The organism is Pseudomonas sp. Pseusp18 (assembly GCF_059506005.1).
Genome location: NZ_CP169240.1, coordinates 4,872,649 through 4,887,629 on the forward strand (window position 1 = coordinate 4,872,649; position 14,981 = coordinate 4,887,629).

Sequence of the window (14,981 nt, forward strand, 5' to 3'; positions counted from 1 at the left end):
TGTTCCTACTGCAGTACGAAATTAGTGAAAAGCAACTGTTCGATCACCACTTTGCCCAGCTCTTTCTGCGCCACTTCCTGAACGCTGGCCGTGGCTTTCTGACGCAACATCTCCTGGCCAACCGGGGTCGCCAGCGTGGCGAAATCCTGACCGGAAAACAGCATGACCAGGTTGTTGCGGATCACTGGCATGTGGACTTTGAGCGCCTCCAGATCAGCCTGATTACGCCCCTGCATGGTGATGCTCACCTGCATGTAGCGCTGACGGCCGTTCTGGGTGTAGTTGGCTACGAAGGCTGGAGCCATTGGCTCGAAGATCGCCGGCTGCTTGCCGACCACAGCGGTTTCAGCCGCGGCGGCAGGCTTGCTCTGGGCGCCGTGCATGAAGAACCAGGTCGCCCCCACGGACAAGCCGATCGCCAGCAGCAGGGCCACGACGATCACAATGATCAGCTTGATTTTGCCTTTGGTTGCGGGGTCTTTTACTACTGCTTCACTCTTCGCCATGCCAATAATCCGTCACTATTCGGGTTTTCACAGTCGCACGGCAAGGCAAGAGCAAGTGTTATGCCAGAAGTGTCTGGGGACATATGGGCGACAGCAGGCAGACACCGAAAATCAAAAGATCGCAGCCTTCGGCAGCTCCTACACCTGGATGGTGTACACCCTGTAGGAGCTGCCGAAGGCTGCGATCTTTTGAGGGGCGTCCTGATTTATCAGGCGTAGTAATCGACCGCGCTGGTGCCGATCACGCTGGTGGCGTTGGCGGCCACATCAGCGACCGTCGCAGGAAGCTCTTCATCCATCGAATCGAGTCGACCGCCACTGGCATTGGTGCGCCCGCCCTGCCCCTGTTGAGCCTGTTCCTGCCCCTGCCCCTGGCCCTGCCAGCCACGGGACTGATCGGAAACGTTGACGTCGACCTGGCCCATGCCCTGCTGCGCGAACATGTCCCGCAGGCGATGCATTTGCCCGTCGAGTGCTTCGCGAACGCTTGGGTGAGCGCTCATGAAGGTCACTTGGGTCTGCTGATCCGGAACCATGTTCACCCGAATATCGAGGCGTCCCAGTTCGGCCGGTTGCAACTGTATATCCGCCGCCTTGAGATTGGCGCTGGACAGGTACATGACCCGGTTGACCACCTCTTCGGTCCAACCGCTCTGATGCATGGCGATCGGTTGGTTCACCGGCAATGCATTGGCAGTCTTGGGTGTTGCTGCCTGGGTCAGAGCCGCCAGACGATTGGCGAAGTCATCGACACGGGTGTCGCTGCTGGCGGACTTGAGATCCTTGAGGCCGTCATCGATCAGGCCACTGAACGCCTTCTCGCCGCCCTGGCTGGTGCTGTCCTGATCGGCTTGCACGTCGAGCATGCTCGCCATGCCCGCGGCAAAAGTCTGTGCCGAGGTCAGCTCGCCGTCGACGTGAGCCTGAGTCGGCGCCGCTTTTGGCTGAGCCTGGCTGGCGGCCGAAACGTGCCCGCTCTGCTCCATCGCCATGCGCACGGCCGGCAGTGCATCGAGAGGATCGGCTTCGGGATCGAAATCAGGATCGGTGGTCGCAGCGGCTTGCGTCGCTGCCGTGGTAACGGCGGCCGCGACGGGTGTTTGAACGGTTGACTGCACGGCGGCGACAACCGGCGAGGTTTCCGGCACAGGGGCTGGCAGCACCGGCTGCACCACTTGCATCAACGCCGGATCAAGGGCTGGATCGACAGGCGCGCTATCGGCTATCGGCGTCGTCGGCTCAGCGGTATCGGGCGCGCCATCGTTAGCGGTCTTGTCATCGGTCTGCGCCGGTTTATCGGCGGGCAAGGATTTGCCGCTATCGGCAACCGTCGGTTCCTGGGCGGCAGACGAGTCGTTGCCCACGTCCTTTTTGCCAGTGTTGTCCGAGGCTTTGTCACGTACGGGTTTAGCCGATCCGTCCGCCGTAACCGAAGGCTTGTTCTGGGCCTGATTGGCGTAGACCTGAGCGAAGCTGGACGCCTTGTCCCCGGGCTCGGCCGTAGACGCCGGGGTATTGGCGGACGCGGCTTGAGTCTTGGCCGCAGCCGCGGCCTGAAGAAGAATGTTTGGGGTAACGGGCATGGAACGGTCTCCGCTGCACTGGGATCGTAGGTACAGTTGAGTGAGTTGACTGCAAGGGTCGAGCCAGCTTTGTTCGCTGGCCGCCAAAAGCGCCGGATGGTTAAGCTGTAATGCAATCCGTAGTGACTGGTGGTTGTCTTATTCAGCCAGGGAGCGCTGGCGCTCTGCCTCGAAAAGCGGTCGAACAATCGCGAATTCGCCGTCGATCTCTCCAACCAGCGCTTCTATGCCTTCGAGTTTTTTCTCTTTGGCTCGCTGTTCCAGTTCATGGCACAGCTCAGCCAGCCGAGTCGCGCCCATGTTGCTGCTGCTGCCCTTGAAACTGTGTGCCGTGGCACCTAACCGATCGGCATCGTCAGCCTTGCGCAGCAAGCTCAATCGCTCTTCGGAATCGCTGAGAAAGGTATCGAGCAATTCTGGATACCCGTCCTCCATAACTTCTTGCAACGCGCTCAGCACGTCGCGATCCAGATGTGTGTCGTCCACTTGTTCACTCCTTTGATCAAGAATGCCTGGGATTATGCCTGAGCCTCCCAGAAAAACTCCACGCGAGCACTGCGCCCATTATCGGACCAGCTCGCATGATGACTCAACTGTCGGATCAAACTGACGCCACGTCCCGACAAACGGACATCATCGACGGGACGCTCCATCACCCGTACCACATCGAAGCCCTTGCCACTGTCTTCGACTCGAACAGTCAGGCAACCGCCTTCGCCTTTTGGCGTCACCTGCAAATGTACGCGCACATAGCCGTCCTGCAATTCGTCCAGGCGCGCACTGCGCTGCTGATAATAACGCGCAAAACCCGAAGCATCGCGTTTGAGACTCGAATCCAGACCTAGCACGCCATGCTCCAGGGCATTGGAGTAAAGCTCTGCCAGCACGCTGTAGAGCGCACCACTCTGAGCGCGCAAGCCATGCACCTCAAACAGCAATTGCAACAGATACGGCAGCGGGTTGAAGCGTTTGAGGGTGGCGGCGCGGAACTCGAAACTTACCGACCAGTCGAGCGGGCTCGACTGGCCGCTGTCGGAATACACCAGCGCCGGCGGGCTCAGTTGCGCAGCTTCCAGCAGACGGACTTCAACCATGCTCACGTCATCGCGAGCCTCGCCGCGAAAGTCCCGCAGGGCCTGCTCGATTTCTTCGAACAGCGCATCAGGCTGACGATTGACTGCAAACACCTGCTCAAGTCGCTCGACACCAAACAACTGCTCATTGGCATCGCAGGTATCAATCACTCCGTCAGACAATAGGAACACCCGATCCCCGACGGCCATCGGGAACACCTCGGTGCGGTCATCGAAGATTTGCGGGCTCAGCACACCCAGCGGCAAGTGCCGTGCCGTGAGCGCTGTACGCTCGCCACTGGTGGCGTTGTGCAAATAGCCGTCCGGCATCCCGCCGTTCCAGACCTCCACCGACCCTCGCTGAAAGCTCAGGCGCAACAGGGTCGCGCAGCAGAACATGTCGACCGGCAGGATACGTTTGAGCTTGGCGTTCATCTCGCGCAGGGTTTCGGACAAACCATAACCCTTGGCGGTCATGCCATAGAAAACTTCGGCCAACGGCATGGCACCGACAGCGGCCGGCAAACCATGACCGGTGAAATCACCGAGCAACACATGCATGTCGCCGGCCGGGGTAAACGCGGCCAGCAACAGATCGCCGTTGAACAGCGCATAGGGCGATTGCAGATAACGGATATTCGGCGCATTCAGGCAACCGGAGTGGGCCACCTTGTCGAACACGGCTTTGGCCACTCGCTGTTCGTTGAGCAGGTAATCATGATGCCTGGCGATCAGGTCGCGCTGTTCCAGCACCGTGGCCTGCAAACGCCGCAAGCGGTCCATTGCCTTGATCTTGGCCGCAAGGATCACCTGGTTGTAAGGCTTTGCCAGAAAGTCGTCGCCCCCCGCCTCCAGACAACGAGCCAGGGCTTCGCTTTCGGTCAGCGACGTCAGAAAGATGATCGGCACCAGGGTTTCGCCGGCCAGCGCCTTGATCTGCTGCGCGGCCTCGAAGCCATCCATCACCGGCATCATGGCGTCCATCAGCACCAGGTGCGGCCGCTGCGAGCGAAACGCCTCGACCGCCTCGGCGCCATTACTGGCTGTCAGCACTTCATGCCCCTGACGACGGACAATAGTCGACAGCAGCATACGATCGGCCGCACTGTCTTCGGCGATCAGAATCGTCAGCGGCTCGAGCGGCTGCATGACAGTCAACTGATGTCGAACAGCTTGTCGAAGTTGGAGATGGCGAGGATTTTCTTCACATCGCTACTGCTGTTGACGACACGAATATCGGAGTTGTCGCCACCGGCGTGATCGCGCAGCAAAAGCAACATGCCAAGCGCCGAACTGTCGAGATAGGTGGCTTCCTTCAGATCTACGACGATGGACTCGGGTTTCTGGTTGAGTCGCTCGTAGGACTCACGAAACTCCTGATGACGACCGAAATCGAATCGCCCCTTAACCGAAATCGTCAACTTTTGCCCATCCGGGGATACTTCTGTAACGACTGACATTTCACGGCTTCCTTGTCATTGGCGAACGTACGTGTACAAGGTTTAGCACTTGCCGGGGGCTGGAGCAAGGTCAAAAGATCGCAGCCTTCGACAGCGTCTCCGGAATCAGGTTTGCATGCACCCGTGCAGGTGCTGCCGTAGGCTGCAATCCTTTGAGACCAACACTCAATACGAATCCTGACGCGGCAACCGCTGGGACAATTCATCCAGCAGCTTCTGCTCGCGCTTGTCTTCCAGTTGCCGTGCCTCATCCATGTAGCGCTGAACCAGTTTGCGCAAGCCTTCGACCCGGGCAAACGCCTGCTGCCAGGCTTCTCGGGCCTTGTTCAGATTGTTTTGATGCCAGTTCAGGCTCTGGCGCTGCTGGTCGATGGCCGTGCCCAATTGCGCGAGAAAACCCTGATAGCCCAGCAGCCACTGACCCGAAACGCCGCCGCTGCCGCGCACGATCCATTGTTCCTGGTAGTCGAGACGGAAGGCTTCGAGGTCGGCGAGTTTACTTTCTGCCAAACGAACCTGGCCCTGGAAGTGCCCCAGGCGCTGGACGGCGGTTTTCTCGGCCTTTTCAGCCATTTCCACCACGGGCGCCAGACGTGTTGCGCGACTCGGGGCCATGACCGGTTAACCGCCCGGCGCTGGCGCGAAGACCGACGCGAGATGGTTTTCGCTGGCGCCCATGCTGATGTTGTCGTTCAAGCCCTGACGCAGGTACATGGTCATGGCCGGTTGCAGATTGATCGCGGTATCGGTTTCCCGGTCCCCGCCGGGCACATAGGCGCCAACGCTGATCAGGTCGCGGCTCTGCTGATAGCGCGACCAGTATTGCTTGAACATCTGTGCGTGGTTCAAGTGCTTGATGCCGACCACCGATGGCATGACCCGGCTGATGGATGCCTCGATGTCGATGGCCGGGTAATGCCCTTCCTCGGCCAGACGCCGGGACAGCACGATGTGCCCGTCAAGCACGCCCCGCGCCGAGTCGGCGATCGGGTCCTGCTGGTCATCGCCTTCAGACAATACCGTGTAGAACGCAGTGATCGAACCGCCGCCCTTTTCGGCGTTACCGGCCCGCTCCACCAGTTTCGGCAACTTGGCAAACACCGACGGCGGATAGCCCTTGGTCGCCGGCGGTTCGCCGATGGCCAGGGCGATTTCCCGCTGGGCCTGGGCGAAACGGGTCAGGGAATCCATCAGCAACAGGACATTCTTGCCCTTGTCGCGAAAATACTCAGCGATCCGCGTGCAGTACATGGCAGCGCGCAGACGCATCAGCGGCGCATCGTCCGCCGGCGACGCCACCACCACTGAACGCTTTAGCCCCTCTTCACCGAGGATGTGTTCGATGAACTCTTTAACTTCTCGACCCCGCTCACCGATCAGCCCGACGACGATAATGTCGGCTTCGGTAAAGCGGGTCATCATGCCCAACAGCACACTCTTGCCGACGCCGGTACCGGCGAACAACCCGAGGCGCTGACCGCGACCGACCGTCAACAAACCGTTGATGCAGCGAATGCCCACGTCCAGCGGCTGGCTGATCGGGTCACGCTTGAGCGGGTTGATGGTCGGGCCGTCCATTGGCACCCAGTCTTCAGCCTTCATCCCGCCCTTGCCATCCAGCGCACGACCGGCGCCATCGAGCACCCGCCCGAGCATACTCATGCCCATCGGCAATCGACCGTTGTCCGCCAAGGGAACCACGCGTGCGCCTGGCGCAATGCCGGCGACGCTGCCGACCGGCATCAGAAAGACTTTGCTGCCGGAGAAGCCCATGACTTCGGCTTCGACCTGCACCGGGTGATAGCTGTCATCGTTGATGACCATGCAGCGGCTGCCCATGGCGGCGCGCAAGCCTTCGGCTTCGAGGGTCAGGCCGACCATGCGCAACAGGCGACCTTCGAGGATCGGCGCGCCAGCCAGCTCCGTGGCCTCGGCATAGCTGCCGAGGCGTTTGGCGAAGCTGGTGCGATCAAGGCGCATCGGGATCGTCCAGTTCCGGTTCGACCGGGGTGACGGCAGGCTTCTTGTCGATCGGCAATTCCAGGCTGAGGTCCGGCGCGGCCGGGTGCAACGCCTGATCGTGGAGTTGGTCGAACAGCTTGGCCATGACCTGGGTCACACGGGTTTCGATGGTCGCATCGATACGGCTGTGTTCGGTCTCGACCCGGCAACCGCCCGGCAACAAGGATTCGTCCTCGACGATGCGCCAGGTTTCTTCATGGCGCTCGCGCAGGGCTTTGACCTGTTCGAAATCCTGCGGGTTGACGTACAACCGCACATTGCCCACGCCCAGTGGCAAGAGCTTGAGCGCTTCACGCATGACGTGTTCGATCTGCGTCGAGTCGATGGCCAGCTCGCGCTGAATAACCTGTTTGGTGATGTGCTGCACAAGGTCGACCAGCGACTTTTCGATCTGGGTGTCCTGCTCGGCAATCGGTTCGAACAGGTTGGCCATCAGCTGTTCCAGGCCCGCGATCTTGGCCGTCAGGGCCACTTCGGCTTCCTGACGGACCTTGAGCGTGGTGCTGTGGAAACCTTCTTTCTCGCCAACCGCGAAGCCTTCGTTGTAGGCCTCCTGGCGAATGCTTTCGAGCTCTTCGAGGGTCAGTGGCTGGACTTCTTCCAGCGGCACTTCTTCCATTTCCGGCGGTTCGGGTTCCGGTTCCGGCTCGGGTTCCGGCACAAACGGGTCGAAGCTGGGCAGCGCCCAGACGTCGAAACCTGCGACGTCCTTGCCACGGATCAGGTCGGTCTGGGACTCATCATGTTTGGACGACATAGTGACCTTAGATCATCTCTTCGCCGCCCTTCCCGCCGAGAACGATTTCTCCGGCTTCGGCCATACGGCGGGCAATGGTGAGGATTTCTTTCTGCGCCGTTTCCACGTCGCTGACACGCACCGGGCCTTTGGCCTCGAGGTCGTCGCGCAACAGTTCGGCCGCTCGTTTGGACATGTTCTTGAAGATCTTTTCCTTGACGCCCTCGTCCGAGCCTTTGAGGGCCAGCACCAGGACGTCCGAGGACACCTCGCGCAACAGCGCCTGAATACCACGGTCGTCGACATCGGACAGGTTGTTGAACACGAACATGAGGTCTTCGATCTGACCGGACAGGTCTTCGTCGACTTCGCGTATCGAGTCCATCAGCTGACCTTCGATCGAGCTGTCGAGGAAGTTCATGATGTCTGCCGCGCGCTTGATGCCACCCAGGGTGGTACGCGAGGCATTCGAGTTGCCGGAGAACTGCTTCTCGAGAATCTGGTTGAGCTCTTTCAGGGCCGCCGGCTGCACGGTGTTCAGCGAAGACACACGCAGGATGATGTCCAGCCGCACCTTATGGTCGAAGTTGCCCAGCACTTCACCGGCCTGGTCCGGATCGAGGTACGCCACCACGATCGCCTGGATCTGCGGGTGCTCGTAACGGATCACGTCGGCGACGGCGCGCGGTTCCATCCACTTCAGGCTGTCGAGGCCACTGGTGTTGCCACCCAGCAAGATCCGGTCGATCAGGCCGTTGGCCTTGTCTTCGCCCAGGGCCTGGGTGAGCATTTTGCGCACGTAGTCATCGGAGCCGACGCCCAGGCTGGTCTGGTCGCCGACGATGTCGACGAACTCACTCATGACCTGTTCGACCTGCTCGCGGTGCACGTTACCCATCTGGGCCATGGCCACGCCCACACGCTGGACCTCTTTGGGCCCCATGTGGCGCAGCACTTGTGCGGCATCCGTAGAACCCAGGGACAGCAGCAGAATCGCGGCTTTATCAACCCGGGACAGTTTGGCGACAGCGGCTCGGTTATCACTCATCTGCGTTAATCCACTCTTTCACGACCTGGGCCACGCGACCCGGATCTTCTGCCACCAGACTCTTGATTGCGTTCAACTGTGCGTCATAGCCTTCGCTCGGGCTCGGCAGCAGGATGCTGGTCGGGCCACCGAGGCTGACGCGGTCGTTGGCCAGTTCGCCGTCCAGGCCGCCCATGCCACCGAGTTCCACGTCGCTGCCAAAGGCCGCGAGTTGCTTGCCTTTGCCGCCACCGGTGATGTTGTTGAGCACCGGACGCAGCACACCGAACACCAGCACCAGGATGAACAACACACCCAGCACTTGCTTGACGATGTCCCAGAACCACGGCTGGGAATAGAACGGAATATCGGCGATCACTTCACCGCGCTCGGCGGAGAACGGCATGTTGATCACGCTGACGCTGTCGCCACGGCTGGCGTCGAAACCGACCGCGTCCTGCACCAGGCGAGTGAAGCGCGCCAATTCATCGGCGCTCCACGGCGCACGGGTGGTTTCGCCATTGGCCGCGTTGACCTTGACCTGATCGTCCACCACCACCGACACCGACAGGCGATTCAAACGGCCCTGCTGTTGCTTGGTGTGGCTGATGGAACGGTCGAGTTCGAAGTTCTTGGTGGATTGTTGACGCTTGTCCGCCGGGTACGGCGCCAGCATCGGCTGACCGGTGGCCGGGTCCATGATTTGCTGACCGTTGGCATCGAGCAGTGGCTGGCCTGGCTGCACCATGCCGGCCGACGCGGTGGCGCCACCAGTGGTTTGCGGCGCCGAGGCAGGCGACGGCGGCTGGTTGCTCAAGGCACCCGGCACACCTTGCGGGCCATTGCTGGCGGTACGTTGTTCGTTGACCGACTGCTCGCTGCGCAACGCCGGTTGATCCGGGTTGAACTGCTCGGAAGTCGATTCGACGGCGCTGAAATCCACATCGGCCGAGACTTCGGCTTTATAGCGGTCGTTGCCCAGCACCGGTTGCAGGATGTTGTGCACGCGCTGAGTCAGCATGCTTTCCATGCGACGGCTGTAATCGAACTGCTTGCCGGCCATGGTCAGCTCGGAGTTTTCCGCCTGATCCGACAGCAGGTTGCCCTTCTGGTCGACGACGGTGATCTGCGATTTGCTCAGTTCGGGAACGCTGGTCGCCACCAGATTGATGATGGCGACGACCTGGCCTGGCTCCAGCGAGCGACCGGAATACAGTTCAACCAGAACCGAAGCGCTTGGCTTGCGCTCGTCACGCACGAACACCGAACTTTTCGGAATCGCCAGGTGCACGCGGGCACCCTTGACGTTGTTCAGGCTGGAAATGGTCCGGGCCAGTTCGCCTTCGAGGCCGCGACGATAACGGGTCGCTTCCATGAACTGACTGGTACCCAGCCCCTGTTCCTTGTCGAGAATCTCGAAACCGATGTTGCCGTCGCTGGGAGTGACACCAGCGGCCGCGAGCTTGAGCCGCGCACGGGACAGGTCATCGGCCTTGACCAGCAAGGCACCGGAATTCGGTTCGACGGTATAGGGAATGTCGGCGGCGGCCAGGGTTTCCATGACCTGTTTGGCGTCCATGCCGGCAAGGCTGCCGTATAGAGGCCGGTAGTCCGGCTGCTGGGACCACAACACGACGGCAAAACCAATCGCCACGCTCGCAGCCAGGCCGACCAACAGGCCCACCTGACGCAACATGGTCATCTCGGAGAGGTTTTCCAGGAAAGACAACCCGAACAACGGCGGTTTGCCGTCTATTGGAGTGGCCTTGGCCGGAACATTATCGGCGATTGCTTCTGCCATGACTCAATCTCGTCCTTAAACCGGCATCTGCATGATGTCTTGGTAAGCCTGAACCAGCTTGTTACGCACTTGGGTCAGTGCCTGAAAAGACACACTGGCCTTCTGTGAGGAAATCATCACGTCCGTCAGGTCGACGCCGCTTTTACCGATCTCAAAGGCACTGGCCAACTGATTGGATGCCTGCTGGGTGTCGTTCACTTTATTGACGGCCTGACCGAGCATGTCGGCAAAGCTGCTGCCACCCATTTCAGGAACTGCGGCAGTCGATTTCGGCGCAGACATGGCATCCATTTGCATGGCGCGCATATCCAGCATCAACCGGTTGAATTCAATACCTTGGCTCATGGTCTGCTCTCTTTGGCTACTCGCAATTTTTTGACACTCACTCGGCGAGTAGTGAGGTGTTAGCAACAAGGGTGCCAGCTCCGTGGCCGCTCTAAACAAAAGCTCTCATGTGCTTTTTTTGCCGACCGTTACGTGGCGAACAAATACGCTTCCACATCCATTCCGGCATCGCGCATCTGTGCCAGCTTGTAGCGTAAGGTGCGCGGGCTGATGCCCAGTCGCTCGGCGGCTTCCTTGCGACGACCGCGCTCGGAGCGCAAGGTGTCGATGATCATCTGGAACTCACGGCGCCGCAGGTCATCGCCGAGAGCGCCCGCCGATTCGGTGTCGACTTCCACTGCTCGTGCAGGCACCGGCGCCAATGCCGGCAATGGCGCACACGCCACAGGCCCGGCCAGGCAGAAATCCTGCGGCTGGATCAAACCGCCCTGTTGCAGAATCAAGGCACGTTGAATCGCGTTATCCAGCTCACGCACATTGCCCGGCCACGGATAGCCGATCAGGCACGCCTGCGCCTCAGGCGAAAGCCTTGCCGCGGCATGCTTCATTTTATTGACGTGTTTGGCCAGAAGGCGCTCGGCCAGCGGCAGGATGTCGGCGGTGCGCTCGCGCAGCGGACGCCAGGCCAACGGGAACACCGACAGGCGATAGTAAAGATCTTCGCGGAAACGCCCCGCCGCCACTTCACCGGCCAGGTCACGGTTAGTGGTAGCGACCACTCGAATATCCAGCATGATCGGCTTGCGTGCGCCGACTCGCTCGACTTCACGCTCCTGCAATACGCGCAGTAACTTGGCCTGTAGGCCGAGGGGCATTTCAGAAATTTCATCGAGCAGGATCGTCCCGCCATCGGCCTGCTCGAACTTGCCGGCCTGCGCCGCGATGGCGCCAGTGAACGAACCCTTCTCGTGACCGAACAAAGTGGCTTCAAGCATGTTGTCCGGAATCGCTGCGCAGTTGATCGCAATGAACGGCTGACTGGCGCGATGGGAGTGCTGATGGATGTAACGCGCCAGCACTTCCTTGCCGGTCCCGGACTCACCGGAGATCAACACCGTGGAATCACTGCGCGCCACCCGCGCAGCCAATTCCAGCAATTGCGCACTGGCCGGCTCGAACGCCACAGGCCCCTCGCTCTCGGTCGCGCCGAGATTGCCCAAGGCGTGACGCGCCACCAGGTCGAGCAAGGCTTTGGGCTCGAACGGCTTGACCAGGTAATCCGCCGCACCTTGACGCATGGCGTCGACCGCACGCTCGACCGCACCGTGAGCGGTCATCAACAACACCGGCAGTTGCGGCTGACGAGCCCGCAGCAATCCAAGCAGCTGATGACCGTCCATGCCCGGCATGTTGACGTCACTGACCACCAGGCTAAATGCCTCGGCGCCAACTGCAGCCAGCGCCTCTTCCGCCGAACCGACCGCCTTGTAATCGTGTCCGGCAAGTAACAGCGTATCGGCCAGTGCTTCCCGTAGCGCGCGATCATCCTCGACCAGTAAAACCTTGATGGTCATATCCTTCACTTCACTCCCTGAGCGCTGGGCTGCTCACCCGCGAAAAGCGGCAGGATCACCTGCGCGCAAGTGCCGCGACCCGGCCGCGAACGCAACTGCAATTCCCCCTGATGAGCACGGGCCACTGCCTTGACCACGGTCAGGCCCAGACCGGTACCGGTGGTTTTGGTGGTGAAAAACGGCTCGCCCAAACGTGCCAACACCTTCGTGTCGATACCACTGCCGCTGTCGCTGACCGATATGCGCAGGTTGTTGTCGCGGGTATACAGGTGAACCTTCAAACGGACGTTGCCGGCGCTGGCCTGAATGGCGTTTTCGATCAGATTGAGGATCGCTCCGACCAGCGTGTCGCGATTGCACAGCAACTCACCGGCATGACTGTCGCATTGCCAGCGCACCGGCAGATCCTGAACATGAGTCAGCGCCGCCGCCTGCAGCGACTGCATCAGCATTTTTGGGGTGACGCGATCGGTCAACGGCAGCTCACCGCGAGCGAACACCAGCATGTCGCGCACCTGGTGTTCCAGCTCATGCAGACGCTCTTTCAGGCGGCCGGCAAAACGCTGCTGCGTGGCGACCGGCAGTTCCTGCTCAGTCAAATGACTGGCATAGAGCAACGCGGCGGACAACGGCGTACGAATCTGATGGGCCAACGAGGCGACCATGCGACCGAGCGACGACAGGCGCTCATGGCGGGCCAGTTGATCTTGCAGATGACGGGTTTCAGTCAGGTCGTTGAGCAACACCAACTGACCGGGTTCGGCATCCAGCGAGCGGGTAGCGATCGACAGGCGTCGACCGTCCTTGAGGGAGATTTCGTGACCATCGTCTTCGCGCGGCGCAAAGCATCGCGCAATGACATGACGCCACAGCTCGCCTTCGAGGGGCAAGCCGAGCAACTCACACGCGGCGGGATTGGCTTCACGCACGATGCCTTGGGCGTCGATGACGATGACGCCGCCGGGCAATAGATCGAGGAGGTTTTGCAGCCGGTTGGCCAGACGCTCTTTTTCCGCCAGCTCCTGCATGCGCTGGGCGCTGACCACCGCCAGCTCACCCTTGAGCTCGGTGACCCGGGCTTCGAGCATGCTGTAGGAATCGGTCAATTGGCTCGACATCTGGTTGAACAGCGCAAACGCCTGCTCAAGGCCAAGCCGGCTTGCCTGCTCTACGGACGACGGTTGCCCCGAAACATCAGGGACAGGAGACATCTGGGCGGCTTGGGGCATTGTGCTCTCTCGCGTGGTTGACCGTCAGTTAAACGGAACGTTGCGAGGGATGTAGCAATACCCGTGCCTAAAAAAAACTGCCTATAAATGAAGGAGTTGAAAAACAGGCGTCAATCATCCGCCTGTTCATCACCATCACGACGACTCATGCCGTACTTGCGCATCTTCTCCACCAGGGTCGTGCGACGAATACGCAGCCGTTCGGCCGCCCGCGCCACAATGCCGTTGGCGTCATCCAGCGCCTGCTGAATCAACCCTTGCTCCAGACCGCCGAGGTAGTCCTTCAGGTCCAGGCCTTCCGGCGGCAGCAACGCATTGGCGGTGAAGTCCGGGGTATGACCGTTGATGGCCACCCGCTCTTCGAGATCACTGCGCAGGCTGTCGACCAACTGCTCGTCTTCGTCATCGACGTAGCGGAATTTCTTCGGCAACTCGACCACGCCGATCACCCCGTACGGGTGCATGATCGCCATGCGCTCCACCAGGTTGGCCAGCTCGCGAACGTTGCCCGGCCAGCCGTGACGGCACAGCGACATGATCGCCGCCGAGTTGAAACGGATCGAACCGCGCTTCTCGTGCTCCATGCGCGAGATCAACTCGTTCATCAGCAACGGAATGTCTTCGACGCGCTCACGCAACGGCGCCATCTCGATCGGGAACACGTTCAGGCGATAGTAGAGGTCTTCGCGGAACGTGCCGATCTCGATCATGCTTTCGAGATTCTTGTGGGTCGCCGCAATGATCCGCACATCGACGCTTTGGGTCTTGTTGCTGCCCACGCGCTCGAACGTGCGCTCCTGCAAGACGCGCAACAGCTTGACCTGCATCGGCAGCGGCATGTCGCCGATTTCGTCGAGGAACAGCGTACCGCCGTTGGCCAGCTCGAAACGCCCGGCACGGCTGGTGATCGCCCCGGTGAAGGCACCCTTCTCGTGACCGAACAATTCGCTTTCCAGCAACTCGGCCGGAATCGCCCCGCAGTTGACCGGAACGAACGGCGCTTCACGACGCTTGGAGTGGTAGTGCAGATTGCGCGCGACCACTTCCTTGCCAGTGCCGGACTCACCGAGGATCAGCACGCTGGCGTCGGTGTCGGCAACTTGCTGCATCATCTGACGGACGTGTTGAATCGCCCGGCTGGTGCCGACAAGGCTGCGGAAAAGATTCGGTTCACGGTGACGACCGCGCTCACGGGCCTGGTCATACATCTCGCGATAGACCTGGGCACGGTGCAGCGAATCGAGCAGTTTGCTGTAGCTGGGCGGCATTTCGAGCGTCGAAAGCACTCGGCGACGCTGGTCTTCCGGCAAGTCAATGGAAGAATTATCGCCCATTAACAAAACTGGAAGGAACTCATCCCAGGTTGAGAGTGTCTTTAACAGGCCCAAAAGTGCACCAGGAGCATTTACCGTCCCGATGAGGACACAGATTACTTCACGACTTGATGACAGAGAGCCGACCGCCTGCTGCCAGTCATGGCTGCCGCAGGGTAAATTTTCTTCGCCAAGAAAATTTAAAATCACCGCCAAATCGCGGCGGCGGACGCTATCGTCATCAATCAGCAGAATTTTGGTTTCACGCCACATGCAATAGCAACTTCCCTAGTCAACTCAATGCCCAAAATGAGGGGCAAGCTAGACGCTTGCAGACACGTTGTGCCTGTAGACGCCTGAAATCTGGAACCA

14 protein-coding genes are annotated in these 14,981 nt (G+C 60.3%); all 14 read right to left on the minus strand.

Annotated elements, in window-relative coordinates:
• Positions 1-5: 5 nt before the first annotated feature.
• A complete protein-coding gene (gene fliL / locus ACEN9A_RS21720; protein WP_019648109.1) occupies positions 6-506 on the minus strand; it encodes a flagellar basal body-associated protein FliL in 501 nt (166 codons plus the stop codon).
• Between the two features lie 209 nt (positions 507-715).
• The gene (locus ACEN9A_RS21725; protein ID WP_258670550.1) at positions 716-2,089 is read right to left on the minus strand and encodes a flagellar hook-length control protein FliK; all 1,374 of its coding nucleotides are present in this window, start codon (positions 2,087-2,089) and stop codon (positions 716-718) included.
• A gap of 138 nt (positions 2,090-2,227) precedes the next feature.
• A complete protein-coding gene (locus ACEN9A_RS21730; RefSeq protein ID WP_019579577.1) occupies positions 2,228-2,575 on the minus strand; it encodes an Hpt domain-containing protein in 348 nt (115 codons plus the stop codon).
• Between the two features lie 32 nt (positions 2,576-2,607).
• Positions 2,608-4,311, minus strand: coding sequence for an ATP-binding SpoIIE family protein phosphatase (locus ACEN9A_RS21735; RefSeq protein ID WP_258670554.1), 1,704 nt, complete (start codon positions 4,309-4,311; stop codon positions 2,608-2,610).
• 5 nt (positions 4,312-4,316) lie between these two features.
• Positions 4,317-4,622: an STAS domain-containing protein gene (locus ACEN9A_RS21740; RefSeq protein ID WP_019648106.1), complete on the minus strand. Its 306-nt coding sequence runs from the start codon at positions 4,620-4,622 to the stop codon at positions 4,317-4,319.
• Between the two features lie 165 nt (positions 4,623-4,787).
• A complete protein-coding gene (gene fliJ / locus ACEN9A_RS21745; protein WP_026345699.1) occupies positions 4,788-5,237 on the minus strand; it encodes a flagellar export protein FliJ in 450 nt (149 codons plus the stop codon).
• Between the two features lie 6 nt (positions 5,238-5,243).
• Positions 5,244-6,602, minus strand: a complete 1,359-nt coding sequence (gene fliI, locus ACEN9A_RS21750) for a flagellar protein export ATPase FliI (protein ID WP_019648104.1) — start codon at positions 6,600-6,602, stop codon at positions 5,244-5,246.
• Positions 6,592-7,401, minus strand: coding sequence for a flagellar assembly protein FliH (gene fliH / locus ACEN9A_RS21755; RefSeq protein ID WP_019648103.1), 810 nt, complete (start codon positions 7,399-7,401; stop codon positions 6,592-6,594). The genes fliI and fliH overlap by 11 nt, the downstream gene beginning before the upstream one ends.
• Before the next feature lie 7 nt (positions 7,402-7,408).
• Entirely contained in the window at positions 7,409-8,428 is a 1,020-nt protein-coding gene (gene fliG, locus ACEN9A_RS21760) for a flagellar motor switch protein FliG (protein WP_003184041.1), read from the minus strand.
• The gene (fliF, locus tag ACEN9A_RS21765) at positions 8,421-10,208 is read right to left on the minus strand and encodes a flagellar basal-body MS-ring/collar protein FliF (protein WP_018925043.1); all 1,788 of its coding nucleotides are present in this window, start codon (positions 10,206-10,208) and stop codon (positions 8,421-8,423) included. Before fliF ends, fliG begins: the two co-directional genes overlap by 8 nt.
• Positions 10,209-10,223: 15 nt before the next feature.
• Positions 10,224-10,553, minus strand: coding sequence for a flagellar hook-basal body complex protein FliE (gene fliE / locus ACEN9A_RS21770; RefSeq protein ID WP_019648102.1), 330 nt, complete (start codon positions 10,551-10,553; stop codon positions 10,224-10,226).
• Positions 10,554-10,681: 128 nt separating this feature from the next.
• The gene (locus ACEN9A_RS21775) at positions 10,682-12,067 is read right to left on the minus strand and encodes a sigma-54-dependent transcriptional regulator (RefSeq protein WP_258670561.1); all 1,386 of its coding nucleotides are present in this window, start codon (positions 12,065-12,067) and stop codon (positions 10,682-10,684) included.
• Between the two features lie 5 nt (positions 12,068-12,072).
• Positions 12,073-13,278 carry a sensor histidine kinase gene (locus ACEN9A_RS21780; protein WP_258674207.1) on the minus strand — a complete coding sequence of 402 codons (1,206 nt, stop codon included), beginning with the start codon at positions 13,276-13,278 and terminating at the stop codon, positions 12,073-12,075.
• 128 nt (positions 13,279-13,406) lie between these two features.
• Positions 13,407-14,882, minus strand: coding sequence for a sigma-54 dependent transcriptional regulator (locus ACEN9A_RS21785; RefSeq protein WP_026345697.1), 1,476 nt, complete (start codon positions 14,880-14,882; stop codon positions 13,407-13,409).
• Positions 14,883-14,981: the final 99 nt, after the last annotated feature.

Bases quoted from the DNA above. Each gene is read 5' to 3' on its own strand.
- fliL (WP_019648109.1), bottom strand. From the start codon at position 506: ATGGCGAAGAGTGAAGCAGTAGTAAAAGACCCCGCAACCAAAGGCAAA.
- ACEN9A_RS21725 (WP_258670550.1), bottom strand. From the start codon at position 2,089: ATGCCCGTTACCCCAAACATTCTTCTTCAGGCCGCGGCTGCGGCCAAG.
- ACEN9A_RS21735 (WP_258670554.1), bottom strand. From the start codon at position 4,311: ATGCAGCCGCTCGAGCCGCTGACGATTCTGATCGCCGAAGACAGTGCG.
- ACEN9A_RS21740 (WP_019648106.1), bottom strand. From the start codon at position 4,622: ATGTCAGTCGTTACAGAAGTATCCCCGGATGGGCAAAAGTTGACGATT.
- fliJ (WP_026345699.1), bottom strand. From the start codon at position 5,237: ATGGCCCCGAGTCGCGCAACACGTCTGGCGCCCGTGGTGGAAATGGCT.
- fliI (WP_019648104.1), bottom strand. From the start codon at position 6,602: ATGCGCCTTGATCGCACCAGCTTCGCCAAACGCCTCGGCAGCTATGCC.
- fliH (WP_019648103.1), bottom strand. From the start codon at position 7,401: ATGTCGTCCAAACATGATGAGTCCCAGACCGACCTGATCCGTGGCAAG.
- fliG (WP_003184041.1), bottom strand. From the start codon at position 8,428: ATGAGTGATAACCGAGCCGCTGTCGCCAAACTGTCCCGGGTTGATAAA.
- fliF (WP_018925043.1), bottom strand. From the start codon at position 10,208: ATGGCAGAAGCAATCGCCGATAATGTTCCGGCCAAGGCCACTCCAATA.
- fliE (WP_019648102.1), bottom strand. From the start codon at position 10,553: ATGAGCCAAGGTATTGAATTCAACCGGTTGATGCTGGATATGCGCGCC.
- ACEN9A_RS21775 (WP_258670561.1), bottom strand. From the start codon at position 12,067: ATGACCATCAAGGTTTTACTGGTCGAGGATGATCGCGCGCTACGGGAA.
- ACEN9A_RS21780 (WP_258674207.1), bottom strand. From the start codon at position 13,278: ATGTCTCCTGTCCCTGATGTTTCGGGGCAACCGTCGTCCGTAGAGCAG.
- ACEN9A_RS21785 (WP_026345697.1), bottom strand. From the start codon at position 14,882: ATGTGGCGTGAAACCAAAATTCTGCTGATTGATGACGATAGCGTCCGC.